The following is a 17,896-nucleotide window of genomic DNA, read 5'->3' as shown; positions in this document are numbered from 1 at the left end:
TCGGCTGAATTTTAGGTGATCCTCTAGATCTGAAAGCGGATGCAATACGGGTGTTATGATGATGCACCTCCAATGCGAGGTAAGAATGGGATAAACAGTTACTTTCATAGGAGGTGCACAATGAAAAAAATAAAGGTTATTCGGCAATTACAACCGAATGAATGTGGACTTTGCTGCTGTAAAATGGTTCTGGATTATTATGGTTGCAATGTAGAACTAAGAGATATTCGTAATGACATAGGTTCTATTCGGGATGGAGTCAATATATTTCATATTAAAGAATATTTTAAAAAATTTAATTATCAAGCAAAAGTGTTAAAAATCAAGACGGAAAATATAGTGGAAGCTTTGAAGCATGTGAAACTTCCATCTATTCTGTTTTGGGAAAACAAGCATTTTGTCGTGTTGGAAAAAATAAAAAACAATCATTATTTTATTGTCGATCCTGAACTGGGCAGGAAAACATATTCGGAAACAGAGCTATTACATAAATTTAGCAATATATTGTTAGAAGTCAATGAATTAGAAAACTCGATAAAAACACCGAAAATCAAATTTAGGAAAAAATGGAACTTTTTTATCTCATCCCTGAAATCATCAACTGGCAAGATCGTGTTAAGTCTGCTCTTATCTATCTTTATGTATTTGGTTACTATTTTTTCGGCTGAATATTCCAAAAGGCTGATCAACAGTATAACTAGCGTTGCACAACACGGAAATACAGAAGAGTACTTAACATTATTTAGTAATTTTTCGATGGTTCTATTATTGTTTTTAATTTTGGTTTTTGTTATAGCGTTTATCCGCGAACTTATTTCGTTATCATTACGAGTGGATACAGAAAAGAAAATCGTATCGGATGCATTTAAAAAAACATTGAAATTACCGTATTCTTTTTTCGAGTCTCGTACAAATGGAGAGTTATTGACTAGTTTGGGCAGTGTAAATGTATTGAAGGATTTTCTATTAGATAAATTTATAAAGATGTATTTTGACATCGGATTATTTATTGTTTTAATTGGCTACGTTTTTTCAATATCCGTTAAGTTATTTTTCGTACATATCATATTTTTAATTTTAAATCAGACACTGATCTACAGTTTATCTCATAAGATTAGAGAACTCAGTCAACAAGAGTTTACATTAAACTCCCTGTCTAACAGTATTCAAATTCAAACTTTGCATTCTGTTCAGTTAACGAAAGTGATGCGTTCTGAAGATGATATTTATTCAAAATGGAAACAGGTCTTTTCTGAATTACAAAAAATCAGAAAACGCAAACAATTTTACCAAGGGCTCATTTCAACGTTTGTTAATACAATGAATATTGTGATTCCCTTAGTATTACTTTTGGTTGGTTTTCTTTTAGTAATATACCAGGAAGTAACATTAGGAGAGATTATTATAGCTCAAACTTTCACTGTCATGTCGATCTCTTTGATCAGCCAGGTCATCAATACATATAGTGAATATCTGGTTAATAGCAGTTTTATTGAAAGAATCAATGATATTGTATTACATCCAGAAGAAGAGGATGGTCATAAAGAAATTGGTGAAATAAAGACAATCGAAGTGAGAAATCTGAATTTTTCTTATACGAAAGATTCAAATTTGATCTTAAAAAATATTAATTTGCAAATTCATTGTGGTGAAAAAATCGCGATTGTAGGCTCAACAGGTTCAGGTAAAAGCACACTTATCAAGTTATTGGCAGGATTGTATAGAGAAAAGGATCTTCCTATTTATTATAATGGCATACCGATTCATGAAATTAATACAGCTTCACTGAGCAAACAGGTATCGTGTGTACTTCAAGATATGCATATTTATTCGGATACCATTTTTGAAAATATCCGTGCGCAACGATACTCCTTTACGGAAGAAGATGTGGTCAAAGCTGCAGAAGCTGCTTGTTTAGATCAAGATATATCAAGGTTTCCTATGGGATATTATACAGTGCCTACAGATTCAGGTGTGGATCTATCCGGTGGTCAGAGACAAAGAATTGCCATAGCGCGAGCGATATTAAACCAGCCTACCGTATTAATATTTGACGAAGGTACAAGCTATCTGGACTATACTACGGAAAGAAAAATAATGAATAATATACTAAGTCAAGACAACATTTCAATTATCGTCGCCCATCGGTTAGAAACGATAAAAAATTGTGATCGGATTTTTTTAATAGAAAATGGTGAGATCGTAGAGCATGGAACACATGATGATTTAATAGAAAAGATGGGGAAATATCACTATTTGTATTCAAGTTAACAAGGGGTACGACTTTGACCAAAAGTTTATATATATAATTTTATATGAAGGGAAGATGTCAACATGTCGAAAAGAGAAATTAGAAAAGCCGTTCTGGAAAACAATACATTTATCTGTGAGAAAGATGAAAAGCAATTGCAAGAAAAAGTAGGAGCTGGAGCTGAGGCGCTCGGAATTACGACTTCTTCTTGGATTTGCGGTTTTGTTACCGCTGCATTATGCCCATCAACAGCATGTACGGGTGATTGCTAATTTAAGAACTGATTAAAATGATTGTATTAAAGTAAAGGGGTCAAAGTCGTACTGCTTTCCATTTACCTTAATACAGTCTATATGATGAGAAGGGGCTGATATTATGAAAAGTATTCTTTCTTTTCCATTAATAAAGGATCATGAGGATTTAAAAATTTTACTTAAAGAATATTTTCTCGATCATTCAAAGGAAACTGGAATAACAGAAGAATACTTTCGTAATTTTTATGCACCGTTTAGCTATTCTTTAAAGCGTATTATGGATGAGCCATTTAATCCCTTGGTTACTTCAAGTATCATAGATCAAAATTATGACAAAGCGATTGTTGATGAGATCTTTTACAAAATAAGAGAGGTAGTTTCAAATACATTATTAACAGAGCTTAATATAAATAGGCTTAGCGGTTCTTTAGTTGGAGATACCAGCGAAGAGCGATATCTTTACTTTGATGATGAAATTTTAGGCAATGAAGACGGATTTTTTGAAATCTTGGAAGAATACCCTGAAATCCTATCATTAATTGTATTAAAAATGAATCAAATACTGGAAGAGCAATTTAACATTTTAACTAATATTGTCAAGGATTACAACGATATAAAGTGCATGTTTTTTCAAAATAAAGATTTTATTGTTGAAGGATATAAATTTGGTCTTGGAGACCCTCATAACAATGGAAAAAGTGTAAAAATAATAGAAACCAATTTAGGGAAATTTGTATATAAACCTAAATTTATGAATATAGAGAGAAACTTTAATAAAGTATTAAATTGGATCAATTCAAAAAGCGATGATCCTAATCAACATTTAAAATATCCTGAAGTGATCTGCAAACAAGGGTATGGCTGGCAACAATATATTCGCAATAGAGAGCTGCAAACGCTAGAATCAGCCCATCATTTTTATTATAAACAGGGCATGAATATAGCAGTTATGTATATTTTGAATGCAGGCGATTTTCATTATGAAAATGTGATCGCTGATGAATCCGATCCGGTGTTAATCGATATTGAAACGTTTTTTTCCAATATAGAACCGATCGAAGGGGATGAACTTACAAAATCTTATCAAACATCCGTATTGTCTACCATGATGCTTCCGATGGATTATGGGAAGTTTATGGATTTTGAGATTAGCGGCTTATCTGGAAAAGAAGGTCAAGTATCCGAGCTATATTCCTCGTTGAATCTCATTAATCGTAAGAGTGATGACATGCAGTTCGTCAACAAACCGTTTATTTTAGACGGAAAAAGAAATATTCCGATATTTATGGGACAGAAAATAGAGGCGATGCATTATATTGATGATATTTGTAATGGATTTGCTTATGGTTACAATGTAATCAAAAATGCTAAAGATGAATTTTCTGAATTAATTGATATTTTTATCAATGATACGATTAGAGTTGTGTTACGTCCGACTCAAACCTATTCAGAATTTCTTACGATGTCAAAGTATCCGAAATATCTTGTCAGCCAGGAAAAAAGAAAAGAACTATTTCAATTATTGCTTGAATATCCATCTGAAAAATTCACGACAGATATCATTAATGAAGAAATTAAAAGTTTGGAAAATGAAGATGTCCCGTATTTTTATACGTCGATTGGGAGTACGTTTATTAAAATTAATCATATTCAAAAAGATGATTATTTTGGTGTTTCTCCACTGGATAGCGCGAAAGCAAAAATCGAATTACTTAGTGACGATGATTTAAAGTTTCAAGCGAAAATTATAAGATTATCGCTAGGTTTTGAATTATCAAAGACAGATGTAGATACAAAATACATAGATCCAGAACCTCTACTGAAAATATACATTCATGACAAATTAGAAATGAAGAAACAGATTGAATATTGGACTCAAGATATTTTAGAGAAATCGACCAGGCTCCAGAGTGGCCGGATTCAGTGGTTTTCACATATAACAGATGGTGAACAAAAAGCGAAGCTGGGTTATATGCTTTATGGTTTATACGATGGCATAACAGGGATGGCGATATTATTTGCTTTACTATCCAAGTTTATTGATTCTGAGAAGTATGAACATTATTACTCTCTCTTAATGGATGATCTTGTTGAGAACGAACATAAGCTTTTAGAGTATGAGAATAATCTTTGCGGGTTTGGAAACACAGGTTCTGTGATCTATACGTATCTTTATTTAGGGAAATTGAGAAATGATGCAGCGTTGATATCTAAAGCAGTTGAGCTAGCGGAAAAGTTCTCAGAGAAGATCGTAAGTACATTAGAAATAGAAGATATTGAAATTGACTTTGCTAGCGGTATAAGCAGCTTGTTAGTTATTTTATGCAGAGTTCATACGGAATCAAAATCAGAAAAATTAATGCCATGTATAAGGGCGATCACGAATTACATCATAAAAGAGCTAGAAAAACAAATCATAAATAAAGATTACCGCACTGGCTTTGCTCATGGCTATTCAGGTATTACATATGCTTTGAAAGTTGCATCTTCGCATACGGATATTCCTCTAAATATGATCGAAGAGCTAATTCGTTTTGAAAATAAAAAATATGATTCACAGACGGATCAATGGTACGACACTAGAAAGAATGATAATAAATATGTTGAAGACTACTGGTGTCAGGGATCAGTTGGTATGTATAGTTCAAGAATGGAAATGAGGAATGAGGTATCTCCTGAATCACTGATGTTAGATCCATTAAAGAAAAATTCAGAAAAATCGATTCAACGTTTTACAAATTACTCTCTATGCCATGGGTATATTGGTAATTTTCTATTATTAAATCATGTGGGTGCGCTGCCTGCAAACTATTTTTACCTTCCGAAGAGTTGGGATGATTATGTTGGTGGTTTAGGGGCTCATGCCGAGTCGATTGGGCTGTTTCTGGGTGAGGCTGGTTTAGTATATTTCTTGATATCGATGTTAGGTAACGATATTCCTAATATTCTCTATTTGGAAGTTTGATGTGAACAAGCTGTTTAATTAATCGGTATTGGGTGAGCGTAAAGTGAAAAAAAAGATAAGAATGGTTGGACAGATCCATCAGACGGAATGCGGATATTGTTGTACAGCTATGATAAGCAGTTATCATGGATTCAATGTAACTCTTAAAGAATTAAGAGAAATAGGGAATACGGGAAGAGACGGACTCAGTTTATATGACATCATGGATATATTCGAAAAGATGGATTTTGAAGCCAGGGCATACGAGATTGAAGCGACAGACACCGAAGATTTTGGAGTTCCTTGTATTGCTTTATGGGAAGAGAAACATTTTGTTGTCATCGAAAAATTTGATAAAAAAGGTGTTTGGATTTTTGATCCGGCAGGGATTGATAAAGTTAGAATAACGTATGAAGAATTCAATGAAAAATTTAGTAACTATATTATAGAAGTAAATCGCACAGAAAAGTCACCAGTGAAAAAAAGAGAGAATGTGTGGCGCCATTATTTAAAATACATCATCTTAAATAAGAAATTGATGACGATATTTTTAATTTCTTCAATGTTCTTATATGGAATAACATTAATATTAAGCTATTTTATACAGGAAATTATTGATCGGCTCAGTAATAATAGTTTGAATATCAGTATTGTTTTAATCGCAGCCATTATGGTCGTAGCGTTTCAAACCATCATCAAGTTGATTCAAGGTAAATCTGTTTTGTATATCAATAATAATGTTGATTATAAATTTATGGATGATTTTTTTTCTCACTTATTAAAGCTTCCCTATCATTTTTTTCAGTCCCGTTCAACGGGGGATATTTTATATAGTGCGTCGAGTATACGAATTATAAGAAACACTTTATCTACAGAAGTGATTACAAGTGCGATGAATATATTTTTTCTCGTTTTCATCATTTTGTTTATGTTCTTATACTCAGCTACCATCGCTTTATTATGTGGTATTCTTATCCTCATCTATGGATTGCTTCTATTGGTGAATAAAAGATATTTAAGCAGGTACACCAATAATGAGGTGATGAATACTTCGAAGTTGCAGGCTTACCAGAATGAAATGATCTTCAATATTTTCTCGGTCAAAATCAACGGAATCGAAGCGCGTGTTTATAAAGAGTGGAAAAAGAAATTAGAAAGCTTTATAAACTCTATTAAAAAGAAAGAGATTTTTGCGAATTATATTCAAACGGCGATCGGGGCATTTGAGGCCATTTCTCCTTTATTGGTGATCTGGTTCGGTGCGTATCTCTCATTACAAGGAAAGTTGACTATTGGAGAAGTCGTAATGCTCTATTCATTGTCGATTCAGTTGTTTAACAACTGTAAATCTTTATTCCAGCTGTATTCATCCTTTGTTTCATCAACGATGTATTTAAATCGAGTACATAATGTTTTAATTGAAGAAGAAGAGAAAAGGAATCCTGAAGGGGACAAACCAAACTTACAGGGAAATATTCGCCTAGAGAATGTGAGCTATAAATATGGAAAAAAATCTGTATTAAATCAAATCACATTACAAATTAATGCAGGTGAAAAAGTAGCTCTAGTTGGAGAGAGCGGCAGTGGTAAAAGCACATTAGCGAAAATGATCGTTGGACTCTATCCTCCAACTTCCGGAAAAGTATATTTTGACGAATATGATAGCTTTGATATTGAAACGAATTACTTAAAAAGCTTGATCGGTATCGTTCCACAAGAAATTACTCTTTTTAATAAGACGATTAGAGAGAATATTATACTGCATGATCATGAAGTAAGTGATGAGGATTTGGAAAGAGTCGCTATAAAAGCGAACATTTATGATGATATCATGAATATGCCGATGAAATTTAACACGTATGTATCGGAGTCCGGAACGAATTTATCCGGTGGACAACGGCAAAGAATCGCCATAGCCAGAGCTCTTATCAATCAACCGAAATTTATCGTTTTTGATGAAGCAACAAGCTCCTTAGACTATAAAAATGAGAAACGAATTGATGAATATTTAAAAGAAATAAATTGTACAAGAATTATTATATCCCATAAACTAACATCGATTAGAGATGCCGACAAGATTGTAGTGTTAAAAGATGGAGAAATTGATGCTTGTGGAAATCATGAATATTTGATTGAAAATAATGAGTTTTATCGAAATTATTTTAATGTGCTGGAGTACAGTCCTAGCTATTAAGATCGTTGTACATTGCAAATAGACGAAGATTTCAGTATGATTTACATGACAAATGAGATGCCGATGTGTAACTGGCGTAGCATGGGGAACCATGAGGGAGCACATTGTTGGCAGCGGCCGTACGCCTGGGCGGAGGTAAGGAGTTTTTTTCTCCTTGCCTCTTTTATTTTTCTGAAAAATGTCAGATCAATAAGATTAAGTGGGGGATATGAAATGTTGCAAACGAAAAAAATGTTGTTGCTTGGATCGGGAGAACTTGGAAAGGAAGTTGTGATTGAAGCCCAGCGATTGGGTGTCGAGACGATAGCGGTTGATCATTATGCCCATGCGCCTGCAATGCAGGTCGCTCACCGCAATTATGTCATTGATATGCTGGATCGAAAGCAGCTTCGTACGATTATCGAGCAGGAACAACCGGACCTGATTGTACCCGAGATTGAAGCGCTGGCAACTTCAGAGCTTGTTAAGCTAGAGGAAGAAGGATATCGGGTTGTTCCGACCGCGCGTGCAGTGAAGCTCACGATGGATCGGGAAGGGATAAGGCGTCTTGCATCCGAGAAGCTGGGGCTGCAAACAGCGGGTTATGCATTCGCGGACACGTATGACGAGTTTGTTCAAGCAGTGAAAGAAATGGGATATCCATGCGTGATCAAACCGCTGATGAGTTCTTCCGGAAAGGGCCAAAGTGTTTGCCGTGAGGAGAAGGACATAGAGCACTGCTGGAATGTGGCGATGGAAGGCGGCCGGGTTCGCAGCGGACGAGTTATTATTGAAGAATTTATTCATTTTGATTCCGAAATTACGCTGCTCACCGTTCGCTCCGTGAACGGAACAAGCTTTTGTGCACCGATCGGACATATTCAAGAAAGCGGGGATTATATTGAATCCTGGCAGCCGCATCCGATGACAGAGGATCAGATGAAAGAAGCAAAGCATATCGCTAAAACGATAACAGACGAGCTTGGAGGTTATGGCCTGTTTGGTGTCGAACTCTTTTTAACAAAAGACAAAGTTTACTTCAGTGAGGTGTCACCAAGGCCCCATGATACCGGACTGGTTACACTTGTCACGCAAAATCTGTCTGAATTTGCACTTCATGTTCGTGCGATTCTTGGTTATCCTGTACCGGAGATTGAGCTTATAACACCGGGGGCCAGTCGCCCGTTAAAAGCGGGGCTTGAACTTGAGCAGTATCGAATCACGGGCATCGAAAAAGCTTTGTCCGTTCCAAGCACGCAGGTTCGTGTATTTGGAAAGCCGGTTACAAAAGTCGGCCGAAGAATGGCGGTTGCCTTATCGACGTCCGGTTCGGTTGAAGAAGCCCGAAAGCAGGCCAAGCGGGCACTTGATGAGCTCGGCGTCGTTGAAGATTAAGTTTGACGTTTAAATGTATGCGAAAAAACGCTTAGATATTGGGGGTGGTAAGAAATGAAGACATATTTGTATTTTGTTCGTCATGGCATAGCGCCATTTTCATTAGAGCTTGAACGTTCTGGAAGCGGTGCAAGTCTGAATGAGCAAGGAAGGGACGATGCCCAAAGAGTGGCTGAGCTGTTACTAGACGAAGGCATCGATGTTATTGTCTCCAGTCCGTATAACAGGGCCAAAGAAACCGTAGCCCCGCTTGCACATCTGCTGCAAAAAGACATTCTTTTATATAACGAACTTATTGAAAGACCCATTGGGAGTTTGAATGAAGCGGTATCCGATGAAGAGTTGCTAGTAGGAATTGAGCAATCTTTTAGAGATATTGATTTTTGTATGCCGGAAGGGGAGACAACAAGGCAGGCGCAGGAGAGAACGATACCGATCATGAAGAAGTTGCTTGCTGAGCACAAAGGTAAGAAAATCGCATTGGGTACACATGGGAATATCATGACCATCATTATGAATTATTTTGATGCTAAGTACGGTTTTGAATTTTGGAAAGGAACGTCCAAACCGGATATTTATAAACTGGAATTTGTGGATACCGAGTTAACACATGTGGAGCGGTTGTGGAATCCTGCATAGAGATGCTTTGTTTTCATAGGATGCAAGGGGAAGTCCATTCTAGAGCAAGAGTGAAAGAAAAGGCTGTCTCTTTAGGTCAAAGACCTTTAGAGACAGCCCCTTTGCCTTTTAATCACTTACTAGTTTTAACTGAAGTAATAAACGGTATAAATAGTAGCTTCCACGAAGCAGCTTTTGGTTTATTTTGTTCAGATAGGCGAGTGAATCTTGAGCGATTTTGATGGCGTGTTCCGCATCGTTGTGATCCAGTGCCCCGATGGCTTGCTTCAGCCCAACCAAATCATACGAATAGACGGCTGGGCGCAAGGTTCGAAGCAAAAGGATTTTTCGAATTTGAGATGGACTAAATATTCGGTATCCATTGTGTGGATCACGAGAAGAAGTGATGAGTCCGATGCTTTCCCAATAACGGATGGTTGAGCTGGGGAGGCTTGTCTCTGCAGAAACTTCCCCGATGGTCTTCCATTCCAGACTTTCCGATGAACGATCTAAGCGAGGCCTATCAGACTTCAGGATAGAAATCGTTTCTTCAGCCCGTTTTATGTCACGATGCAAATTAGCTTGAACCTCGTTTACCAATCGGAGTGCGTCATCCATTTTTTTTGCTTGAATATTGCAGAGCACCTCTTTGGTCACTTCCATACCAAAACCCGGGGACATCGCTTGGATACATTCAAAATAAGCAATATGTTCTTCCTTATACATCCGATATCCATTCGCTGAACGATCAGCCGGAGGAACGAGCCCCTGTGCCTCATAGTTTCTTAAAGCGCTGGTACTGATGTTAAGCTTTGCTGCAATATCTTTCGGTCTTACATACATGGCTTCACCTCAAATTCGGCATTATACCTAAATAAAGCTTAAAGTTCAATTATAAAGTTATGAATTAAAAGAATAGAAAATTCAACGGGTAAAATACAAAAAGTTTAGAATTAGCGTGAATGTAGTACGATGAATGAGTAAAACAATTTATATGAAAATAGTGAAGAGCTTGTTTCGTGAAAGAGAGGATATAGCAAAAATGATGACTAACAACGACTTTGACCGACAAGTGGATCGTTTGATTCAAAAAGGCTACCCGGCAATGATGGATTTAAGCGAAGAAGAATTTAGAAATCAGCTCATGCCTCTGAAGTCAAAAGCCAAGGAGTTGGAGCGAAGCGGAGGAACGAAAGAAGGAAATATTCCGTATGTTATTGTGATTCGAAGCGAGCGGGTGGATGGAGAAAAGGCGATGCAGCTTGTGGAGCGAAAAAATCAAAACGGATTCAGTGTAATGGATGCAGAAGATATACAGAGATTTAAACCTATTGAAGGGATCGAGCTGCCTGATGGCATGGCATATATGATTACGGACATCGATACAGGGAAAGAAACACGGAACGTTACACCGAATGAAGCGATTAAGACGATTATAAACGATAGCCGATCCCCGCTTACGTTAGAGGAAGGGATTGCTGTTGTAACGCATTTTCCTGATTTGCTGATGAAGAACAACGGATTCTCACTGCTTGGCTCTCGGTGTGGAGACCGAAGGGTTACCGCCTTGTGGATCAGTGCCGGGAAACCGAAGCTCGGCTGGTGTTGGGCAGGCAACCCGCATACATGGCTCGGATCAGCATCTTGCTGCTCAAGAGTCGGCATGTAAAGTGAATTCAAATGGCTAATCAAAAAGGAACTGTGCACGAGAGGATGAACAGTTCCTTTGATTTCAAACAGTTAAAAAATAACACCTGTATCTACGATCTCCACATTAACTTTTGTATGAAACTGGACTTTTTGATAATCTTTGTTCCAATCCTTGGTTTTCCATACATCGTTATGATAAGCGATCAATTTTCTCCCTACTCCAAAAATATCGCAGTTTGCCTGTTGAAGTTTGCGCACGACTTCTTCCGCTTCTGCTGTCAGCATTTCAGAGAGTTTTTCATTCACACGTCCCAGATTATTTTCATTCAGTTTTTTATCCTGTGTAAACTCTTCAACGATAGCTTGAAGTTTCAAATTCAACTCAACATGAACGTCTCCATTTTTAGCAACATGCACTTTAAATTTCCGCACCAATTCTTTTTTGCCTACATTGAAGCTGATCATGCCGTTTAAATGATCCGGACTACCGATTTCCAATTTTCTGTTAAAACGAGCATTTTCGCCATGCCTGCCCCTGAGAAGGACCAGCATAATCGATTGATCGGTATCCAGTGAGCTGGTAAGCCGCTGTTCATGAAACAGGGCCACCCCTTTTGCAACGATTTCTTTGCCTTCAAGTCCGATGTAAGGAAGAGCAAAGTCTTGTCCTGGATCTTTTAAAGATCGGAACACTTTATCCATCGTTTCAGAAGGGTAAAATATACTCATTCTTTCCAAGCTTTTAATTTTGTGCGTAAGAAACTCCCCGATTTTCACTGTGCCAACCATCTTTTGGTTTAGAATTTTTGTGGCCTCATCTTCAGTAACAATCAATCGAACATCAGAAGTTGGTATGGAAGGATCTCTGAAGTTTACATCCAGCACAGAATATAGACCATGTTCTGCTAGCGGTCTTCCCAATAGTTGAAGCCCATTTTTAGTAAGTCTCATGTTGCCTCGGACTCTATTTCGCATTTCATTGCTTGCATCGCGGACAGACTGTCCTTCACTTGTATGAATTTCGTTGGTTGTGGCCGCTTGCTCTGTTTCTGCCGGAATAATAATTTCAACCGTTTCCAATAACTTTCCATCATCCTTTCGATCAAAGGCAACGGTGTAAGCAAGACTTATATCTTTTAAGTATTCCCGATCCCAGCACCCAGTTAAGGATACGGAAACGAAAAGCGTCAACAATATACAACGAAAGAGTCTCATATCGGTTCACCGGCCTTCCTTTTGACAAATAGAGATAGAAACATCAGCGCGATCGGGATCAAGGCAATAAAAATGTATGTGGAATATATGTTTAATAAATTAAACTGATGCATAGCCAGCGGAGTTACAGGGATCAATGCAATCGTGAAAATGAAAATATTGACATAAACAGTGAATTTCTCATGGTTTTTCCTGTTAAAAAAGATAGCAAGCCCATTAGCTGAAGCATAACAATAGTTCACCGTTGAGCAAACGATTGTAATAGCCCAAATGGGCAAAAATATAATATCAGCCCGGTCAAAAATATAGAAATTAAGGGATTTCATCAGATAAATAACAGGTTCGGGTATTAGATCCAGTTGATTGCTGTTAAATACCATGACACAAGTAAGCACGACAAATGTATAGAATAACGTTACGAATGAATTGGCCAGGGTAATGGATAACAGTTTTTGTTTGTTGGAACCGTTAATAAAAGGAAAAATAATGAGCATCATCTCAAATCCATACATAGAAACCGTTGCATCTTGAGCTCCTTTTAATATATTTAAAGCTCCTGCCTCGAACAGCGGTAACATATATTCAAATTGGGCTTGAGTTAAACCGTAGGTCACAAAAATAATCAAGGGGATAAAAAGAAACGATGAAATTGTGAAAAAACGGGCCAATACAGTTAACTTCTCCTTGGCTAGATAGAAAGTCATGATTGAAAAGAGGAGCATCAACACCCATTTGGGTGTAGACACAAGAATCCAGCTGCTCAAAATATCAACGGCACTGAGCATAATGTTAGCACCTAGCAGAATGAAATGAATGATGTAACAGGCGATCAATATTCTGCCTATAAACGGCCCAAACAGTTTAAGCAATATATGAAAAAGATTGAGCTCCGGGAACTTTTTCAGCAAGAAATACATGAAAAAGATGATGGATTGAGTGACGAGCCCCGCAATTAAAACCGATATAAAAGAGCCACCTTTAGCCGTGCTATTCAGTGCATGAGGCAGCGAAAGAACTCCAACCCCGATTTGTGCCTGAATAATAAAAAAGAAAAACTGTTTTTGGGAAAGCATTTTTTCATGGCTCATCACTTTCATCCTTTACTTCATGAATTGAATATATTATTTGTGGCCGGATTGGGGGCCGGAGTTGTTTTTGTTGCTTCTGCGGATGCTCCACATCGGAAAGCGTATGAACGAATCCTTGAGGCTTCTAAATTTTAACGGAGCCAGCGGTTTAAAATATGGCTTTCCAAATGACTCAAGCTTGACCAAATGGATAAATAATATCGTGAGTCCAAAGGATATTCCGATATATCCGAATATGGCGGCAGCAAGCATCAAAGGAAACCTTAACATGCGAATGGACGAGCTCATCTCATTGGAGGGAATGAGAAAAGAGGCTATGGCGGTTAATGCAACGACGATGATCATCGTATAAGATATCAGGCCTGCCTTCACGATTGCGTCCCCGATGACCAAACCGCCGACGATGCCGATCGTTTGTCCGACCCGGTTCGGAAGACGAAGACCGGCTTCCCGAAGCAACTCAAAAATAAGCTCAAGTACCATCGCTTCTACTACGGGTGGAAACGGTACCCGTGTCAAAGACCCCTGAACCGTAAAAAATAATTGAAGCGGCAGTACACTGGAGTGAAATGCAACCGTTGCTATATACATCGCTGGGAGCTGGAAAGCCACGATAAAGCTAATTAAACGAATAAAACGAACAAAGGAGGAGATCATCCACCGGTTACTGTAATCATCGGGCGACTTGAAAAAAGTGAAGAAATTAACCGGCACAACTAACGCAGTGGGATCACCATCCATTAATATAGCGACATGACCGGCAAGCACATGACCACAGACAATGTCTGGGCGCTCTGTGCTCAGATGCTGCGGGAATATGGAATACGGATTATCTTCCATGGCTTCTTGCAAGTATCCGGTAGTGAGGATCGTTTCCAAACTGATATTTTTCAGTCTCTTTTCAACTTTATTCAGGATATCTTCACTAGCTATATCTTGCATGTATACCATCGCAATTTGCTTGGGAGTACTTCCCCCAAGCTCCAAATATCGAACGGTGAGATTAGGAGAGCTGACCGTCTTGCGAATCTGGAATAAATTCACCTTCAAACTTTCGATAAAGCCATTATGAGGACCTCGAATTATACTCTCGTTCTCTGGCTCGGCCACGCTTCTAAAGTATTTTGCCGATGTGGACAGGGTGTAAAATTCGGATTGGCCTTCTAAAAAATAAATACAATCTCCCTGCACGATGCTGATAACAGCTTTTTCTAGATCCGTTTCCTGCTTGCAATCGACTGCTGTAAACAGTTCGCTAAGTTCTTTGTCGTCGCGACTTCGATTTATAGGAGTTATAACGTTTTGTTCGATTAGTTCAGAATCTGCTACGGATTCAAGGTACAGAAGCATTCCAGGAATTCCTCTGAATTCGAGATCCCTTGTCTTCATGTCAGAGGGCTGAAACAGGGCGTGCTCCATATATTCCTTATTCTGATGGACAGAGGAAAAAGCCGTTGTATTTTTGTTATTCATAAACGACAGCAGCCTCCATTTCGAATTAATATTTCATAAATTGTCCTGATCATTTGGAAATTATGCTTAGAATGCAGCTATTGATGAAAAGCATGATTTTCACCTGATGTCCAGATATGTACCGTATCCTTATGGGTATGATGCCAGATATTCTATATTTAGTGGTGTCTTTTTATGTAGCACGTATATTAAGTGGATAATGTTTCCAGTAATAGAGAAAAAACTTCGTTATCGGACAAGTTTCAATTTTTCTTGGACAATTATAGAAACTATTTGGGAAAATATACGTCTAATACTATGACAAATTGGAAAAATAAAACTAGAATTGAAGGAGTCTGAGAATGAAACTGAAGAAAATATCCATAATTACTGTGCTGGCATTGACCCAGGTTGCAGGCGCAGCTGCGGTCGGTGCCGAAGCGGGTAACAGCGATCTGCCACAAGGAGCGGTTACCCAGGAAGCGGTGGAATCGAATCAGAAAGCTCTGAAAGCTGAGGAAGTTAAAGCACCAGAAGAACCTCAGAATATGAATGAAGCAAATACACAGGTTGGAAAAGATGAAGCTGTTTCGGATGCCAAGCAGCCGGAAACTGAGGAACTTGAGGATCAAGCCTCTCAGAATTCCAATAACGAGGACACAGAAGAGACGAATGAAACCGCAACTGAAGACAAAGATCAGCCAGCAGTACCGCAATCATCTGAGATGAATGAACTTATACTTCACTTTAACAGCAACAAAATGGAACAAGGCGGCAAAGTATACTATGCTCCTCAGCCAATGCAAGTTAAGAAGGGAGTTTCCTACGTTCCGATTCGAGCACTTGTAGACCGTGTTGGTTTTAAGGTTACTTATGACAAGAAAACAAAGGAAACGATTATAACGAAAGGCAGCGATGAGCTTCGATTCAAAACAAACAGCAGCAATTATAAAGTTAACGGTGTAACAAAGCCGATGAAGGGAACCTCCTACCAGACTAAAAATACGTTCATGGTTCCTTTAACAGCGATCACACAGGCTTTGGATATTTCATACAAAGTAGACAATAAAGGCAAGCGGATTATGATGAATCTGGAGATCAAACCAACGGCCAAATTTACAGTTGAGCCTAAAGAAATTTTTGCCGGCGAAACAGTCGTTACATACAAGACTGAAGCAGAGTCTCCATCAGGACTGCCTATTATCGATGAGCGTTGGGAAGGAAAGCAAGAAATATTCGATACTCCGGGAGAATACATAATCAGCTATTCGGTTCAGGATTCAAGCGGTTCGTGGAGTGATCCGTATACACAAAAGATAACCGTCATCCAGCCAAACCAGCCTCCGGTGGCTTCCTTCTCTACGGACAAGTATGAGTATAAGATGGGTGAATATATTACATACACCGATAAGAGCACCGATGATGGTGAGATCAAGACTAGAAAATGGGAGAACAAGGAGCTTGCCTTTTTTACGCCAGGTCCCAAAACCATTCAGTTAACTGTAACCGACAACCAGGGGTTAAGTTCCACTCATGAAGTCACTGTTAATATTACAGATGAGTCGCTCTATTCGGAGGATGATTTCAACCAGCTCTTTGTACCGGCAGGTGAGAAATTTACGTTTAACAGCTCTGACGTTCCTTCCAGACCAAAGATCAACTATACGTTCCATGACGAGCCTAGCACTTTGGTCCGAAGCAACAGTCCGGAAACGGTAAACAGCGAGGGCATTGTGTATCGCGAAACCGCAGTCGGTGATATGCGTTTTATGATTCATCATGTTAACAATCTCAATAAAAATGTGAAAATGTACGTGGTAGCTACAAACAAGAATGATGCTCCAGTCACCTTAAGAACAGACTACTTAGGGTTTGCCGGACCTTCCTACATCGCAACAGCGGCGGGAAAAAAATCCGTACTGAATTACTTCCAATCCATGCAGGATGGTTCCAAGCAATCATCGATTACTCTGAAGCCGGGTGAACAAAAACTCGTTATGACAGAACTCAACAAGCAAAGAATGAAAAAAGGAGATGTTATTTCTCTATTTGCGGACCTGTATAGCGATTTGCCTGTTCAGTTTGATGTGATTATGATCGACGAAAAATCCGATCCGTTAAGTGTCATAGACAAGCTGCCTCTATTGGATAGCGATGGAGTACACAACCGGGGAACCTATCCGAACTCCACTCGTATTATTCAATACTCAGAGCTGGTAGGTGGAGAGCCGCAGCGGCTTATTCTGGGGGACAATGCGGATGATCCGAATTTGGACGGGATCGACCCGATGTATAATGAGCCAACATCCAATGCCGGCAATTTCGGTGTGCTTTACAAAATTACCCTAGATAAGGTAGCTCCGAATACGCTGATTTCCTTTAATCCGCGCGGTGGTAAATATTCCGGGTATGCTACTGTTAATGGAGATATCATCCCTATTTATTCGTTAGGTCAGGTTAGACCTGATGAACAGTCCGTGTTGTATCGAACGGGCGGATTTGAACAGAAGGTTGAAATTATGTTAACTGCAGCGCCAGGCAGCAATCTGCCGATTAACCTGCTGTTTACGCCGCTTCCGAAAAGAGTTAATGAATAAAGTCAATCGTTAAGCTCCACAGGTGATCTGCCTGTGGAGCTTTTTTCTGTTGTTACAGTGACGTCGGAATTTACATTCATCATGGCAGTGCCGATCATGTTCGCAGCCATTTGCGCTTTATCGGCGGGATAAAGTGGATGGCTGGGGAAATTACAAATTGGATGGTTACGTTCACTGCCATTTTTATTATAGTTATATTGATATGGTTCTTGAAGTCACTTCATCAGTGACTCTTACGGTCAGGGTTGACCTTGTGAAT

Annotated in this window: 12 protein-coding genes and 1 riboswitch; of the genes, 8 read left to right on the top strand and 4 right to left on the bottom strand. The window is 38.6% G+C overall.

Translation table 11 applies throughout. From position 1 onward, the window contains the following. Positions 1–120 precede the first annotated feature (120 nt). From C8268_RS00155 to C8268_RS00130, 6 genes are all read left to right on the top strand, one after another. On the top strand, positions 121–2,271 hold the full coding sequence (locus C8268_RS00155; protein ID WP_158702646.1) for a peptidase domain-containing ABC transporter: 2,151 nt from the start codon (positions 121–123) through the stop codon (positions 2,269–2,271). 63 nt (positions 2,272–2,334) lie between these two features. After that, complete coding sequence (locus C8268_RS00150; protein WP_106765799.1) at positions 2,335–2,523, top strand: class II lanthipeptide, LchA2/BrtA2 family; 189 nt, start codon at positions 2,335–2,337, stop codon at positions 2,521–2,523. Positions 2,524–2,626: 103 nt separating this feature from the next. Continuing rightward, entirely contained in the window at positions 2,627–5,470 is a 2,844-nt protein-coding gene (gene lanM, locus C8268_RS00145; protein WP_106765798.1) for a type 2 lanthipeptide synthetase LanM, read from the top strand. A 43-nt stretch (positions 5,471–5,513) separates the two neighbouring features. Then, positions 5,514–7,643, top strand: a complete 2,130-nt coding sequence (locus tag C8268_RS00140) for a peptidase domain-containing ABC transporter (RefSeq protein ID WP_106765797.1) — start codon at positions 5,514–5,516, stop codon at positions 7,641–7,643. Positions 7,644–7,700: 57 nt separating this feature from the next. After that, a riboswitch (ZMP/ZTP riboswitch) is annotated at positions 7,701–7,781 on the top strand. A 75-nt stretch (positions 7,782–7,856) separates the two neighbouring features. Then, positions 7,857–9,017: a phosphoribosylglycinamide formyltransferase 2 gene (gene purT, locus C8268_RS00135; protein WP_106765796.1), complete on the top strand. Its 1,161-nt coding sequence runs from the start codon at positions 7,857–7,859 to the stop codon at positions 9,015–9,017. A 54-nt stretch (positions 9,018–9,071) separates the two neighbouring features. Beyond that, on the top strand, positions 9,072–9,656 hold the full coding sequence (locus tag C8268_RS00130; protein ID WP_106765795.1) for a histidine phosphatase family protein: 585 nt from the start codon (positions 9,072–9,074) through the stop codon (positions 9,654–9,656). 108 nt (positions 9,657–9,764) lie between these two features. Here the strand turns inward: C8268_RS00130 and C8268_RS00125 are convergent, their stop codons facing one another. Further along, the gene (locus C8268_RS00125) at positions 9,765–10,478 is read right to left on the bottom strand and encodes a MerR family DNA-binding transcriptional regulator (RefSeq protein WP_106765794.1); all 714 of its coding nucleotides are present in this window, start codon (positions 10,476–10,478) and stop codon (positions 9,765–9,767) included. Positions 10,479–10,677: 199 nt separating this feature from the next. On the opposite strand from C8268_RS00125, the gene C8268_RS00120 reads away from it, so the two are divergent. Beyond that, positions 10,678–11,304, top strand: a complete 627-nt coding sequence (locus tag C8268_RS00120; RefSeq protein WP_337441771.1) for a DUF5701 family protein — start codon at positions 10,678–10,680, stop codon at positions 11,302–11,304. Positions 11,305–11,375: 71 nt separating this feature from the next. Here C8268_RS00120 and C8268_RS00115 read toward each other — a convergent pair whose 3' ends face one another. The 3 genes from C8268_RS00115 to C8268_RS00105 are packed head-to-tail and all read right to left on the bottom strand — an operon-like array spanning position 11,376 to position 15,061. Next, a complete protein-coding gene (locus C8268_RS00115) occupies positions 11,376–12,500 on the bottom strand; it encodes a Ger(x)C family spore germination protein (RefSeq protein WP_106765793.1) in 1,125 nt (374 codons plus the stop codon). After that, positions 12,497–13,588 carry a GerAB/ArcD/ProY family transporter gene (locus C8268_RS00110; RefSeq protein WP_158702645.1) on the bottom strand — a complete coding sequence of 364 codons (1,092 nt, stop codon included), beginning with the start codon at positions 13,586–13,588 and terminating at the stop codon, positions 12,497–12,499. The genes C8268_RS00115 and C8268_RS00110 overlap by 4 nt, the downstream gene beginning before the upstream one ends. A 33-nt stretch (positions 13,589–13,621) precedes the next feature. Further along, the gene (locus C8268_RS00105) at positions 13,622–15,061 is read right to left on the bottom strand and encodes a spore germination protein (RefSeq protein ID WP_106765791.1); all 1,440 of its coding nucleotides are present in this window, start codon (positions 15,059–15,061) and stop codon (positions 13,622–13,624) included. A 341-nt stretch (positions 15,062–15,402) separates the two neighbouring features. Here C8268_RS00105 and C8268_RS00100 point away from each other — a divergent pair, with 341 nt between their 5' ends. Then, a complete protein-coding gene (locus C8268_RS00100) occupies positions 15,403–17,637 on the top strand; it encodes a stalk domain-containing protein (protein ID WP_106765790.1) in 2,235 nt (744 codons plus the stop codon). Positions 17,638–17,896: the final 259 nt, after the last annotated feature.

It is taken from the genome of Paenibacillus faecalis (genome assembly GCF_900289175.1).
GTDB lineage: Bacteria > Bacillota > Bacilli > Paenibacillales > Paenibacillaceae > Paenibacillus_AQ > Paenibacillus_AQ faecalis.
Note: the sequence above shows the minus strand (reverse complement) of the source record. Positions and strands in the feature narration are given on the sequence as shown.

Coding starts and splice junctions, on each gene's coding strand:
- C8268_RS00120 (WP_337441771.1), top strand. CDS start 10,678: ATGATGACTAACAACGACTTTGACCGACAAGTGGATCGTTTGATTCAA.
- purT (WP_106765796.1), top strand. CDS start 7,857: ATGTTGCAAACGAAAAAAATGTTGTTGCTTGGATCGGGAGAACTTGGA.
- C8268_RS00155 (WP_158702646.1), top strand. CDS start 121: ATGAAAAAAATAAAGGTTATTCGGCAATTACAACCGAATGAATGTGGA.
- C8268_RS00100 (WP_106765790.1), top strand. CDS start 15,403: ATGAAACTGAAGAAAATATCCATAATTACTGTGCTGGCATTGACCCAG.
- C8268_RS00105 (WP_106765791.1), bottom strand. CDS start 15,061: ATGAATAACAAAAATACAACGGCTTTTTCCTCTGTCCATCAGAATAAG.
- C8268_RS00130 (WP_106765795.1), top strand. CDS start 9,072: ATGAAGACATATTTGTATTTTGTTCGTCATGGCATAGCGCCATTTTCA.
- C8268_RS00110 (WP_158702645.1), bottom strand. CDS start 13,588: ATGAGCCATGAAAAAATGCTTTCCCAAAAACAGTTTTTCTTTTTTATT.
- C8268_RS00115 (WP_106765793.1), bottom strand. CDS start 12,500: ATGAGACTCTTTCGTTGTATATTGTTGACGCTTTTCGTTTCCGTATCC.
- lanM (WP_106765798.1), top strand. CDS start 2,627: ATGAAAAGTATTCTTTCTTTTCCATTAATAAAGGATCATGAGGATTTA.
- C8268_RS00125 (WP_106765794.1), bottom strand. CDS start 10,478: ATGTATGTAAGACCGAAAGATATTGCAGCAAAGCTTAACATCAGTACC.
- C8268_RS00150 (WP_106765799.1), top strand. CDS start 2,335: ATGTCGAAAAGAGAAATTAGAAAAGCCGTTCTGGAAAACAATACATTT.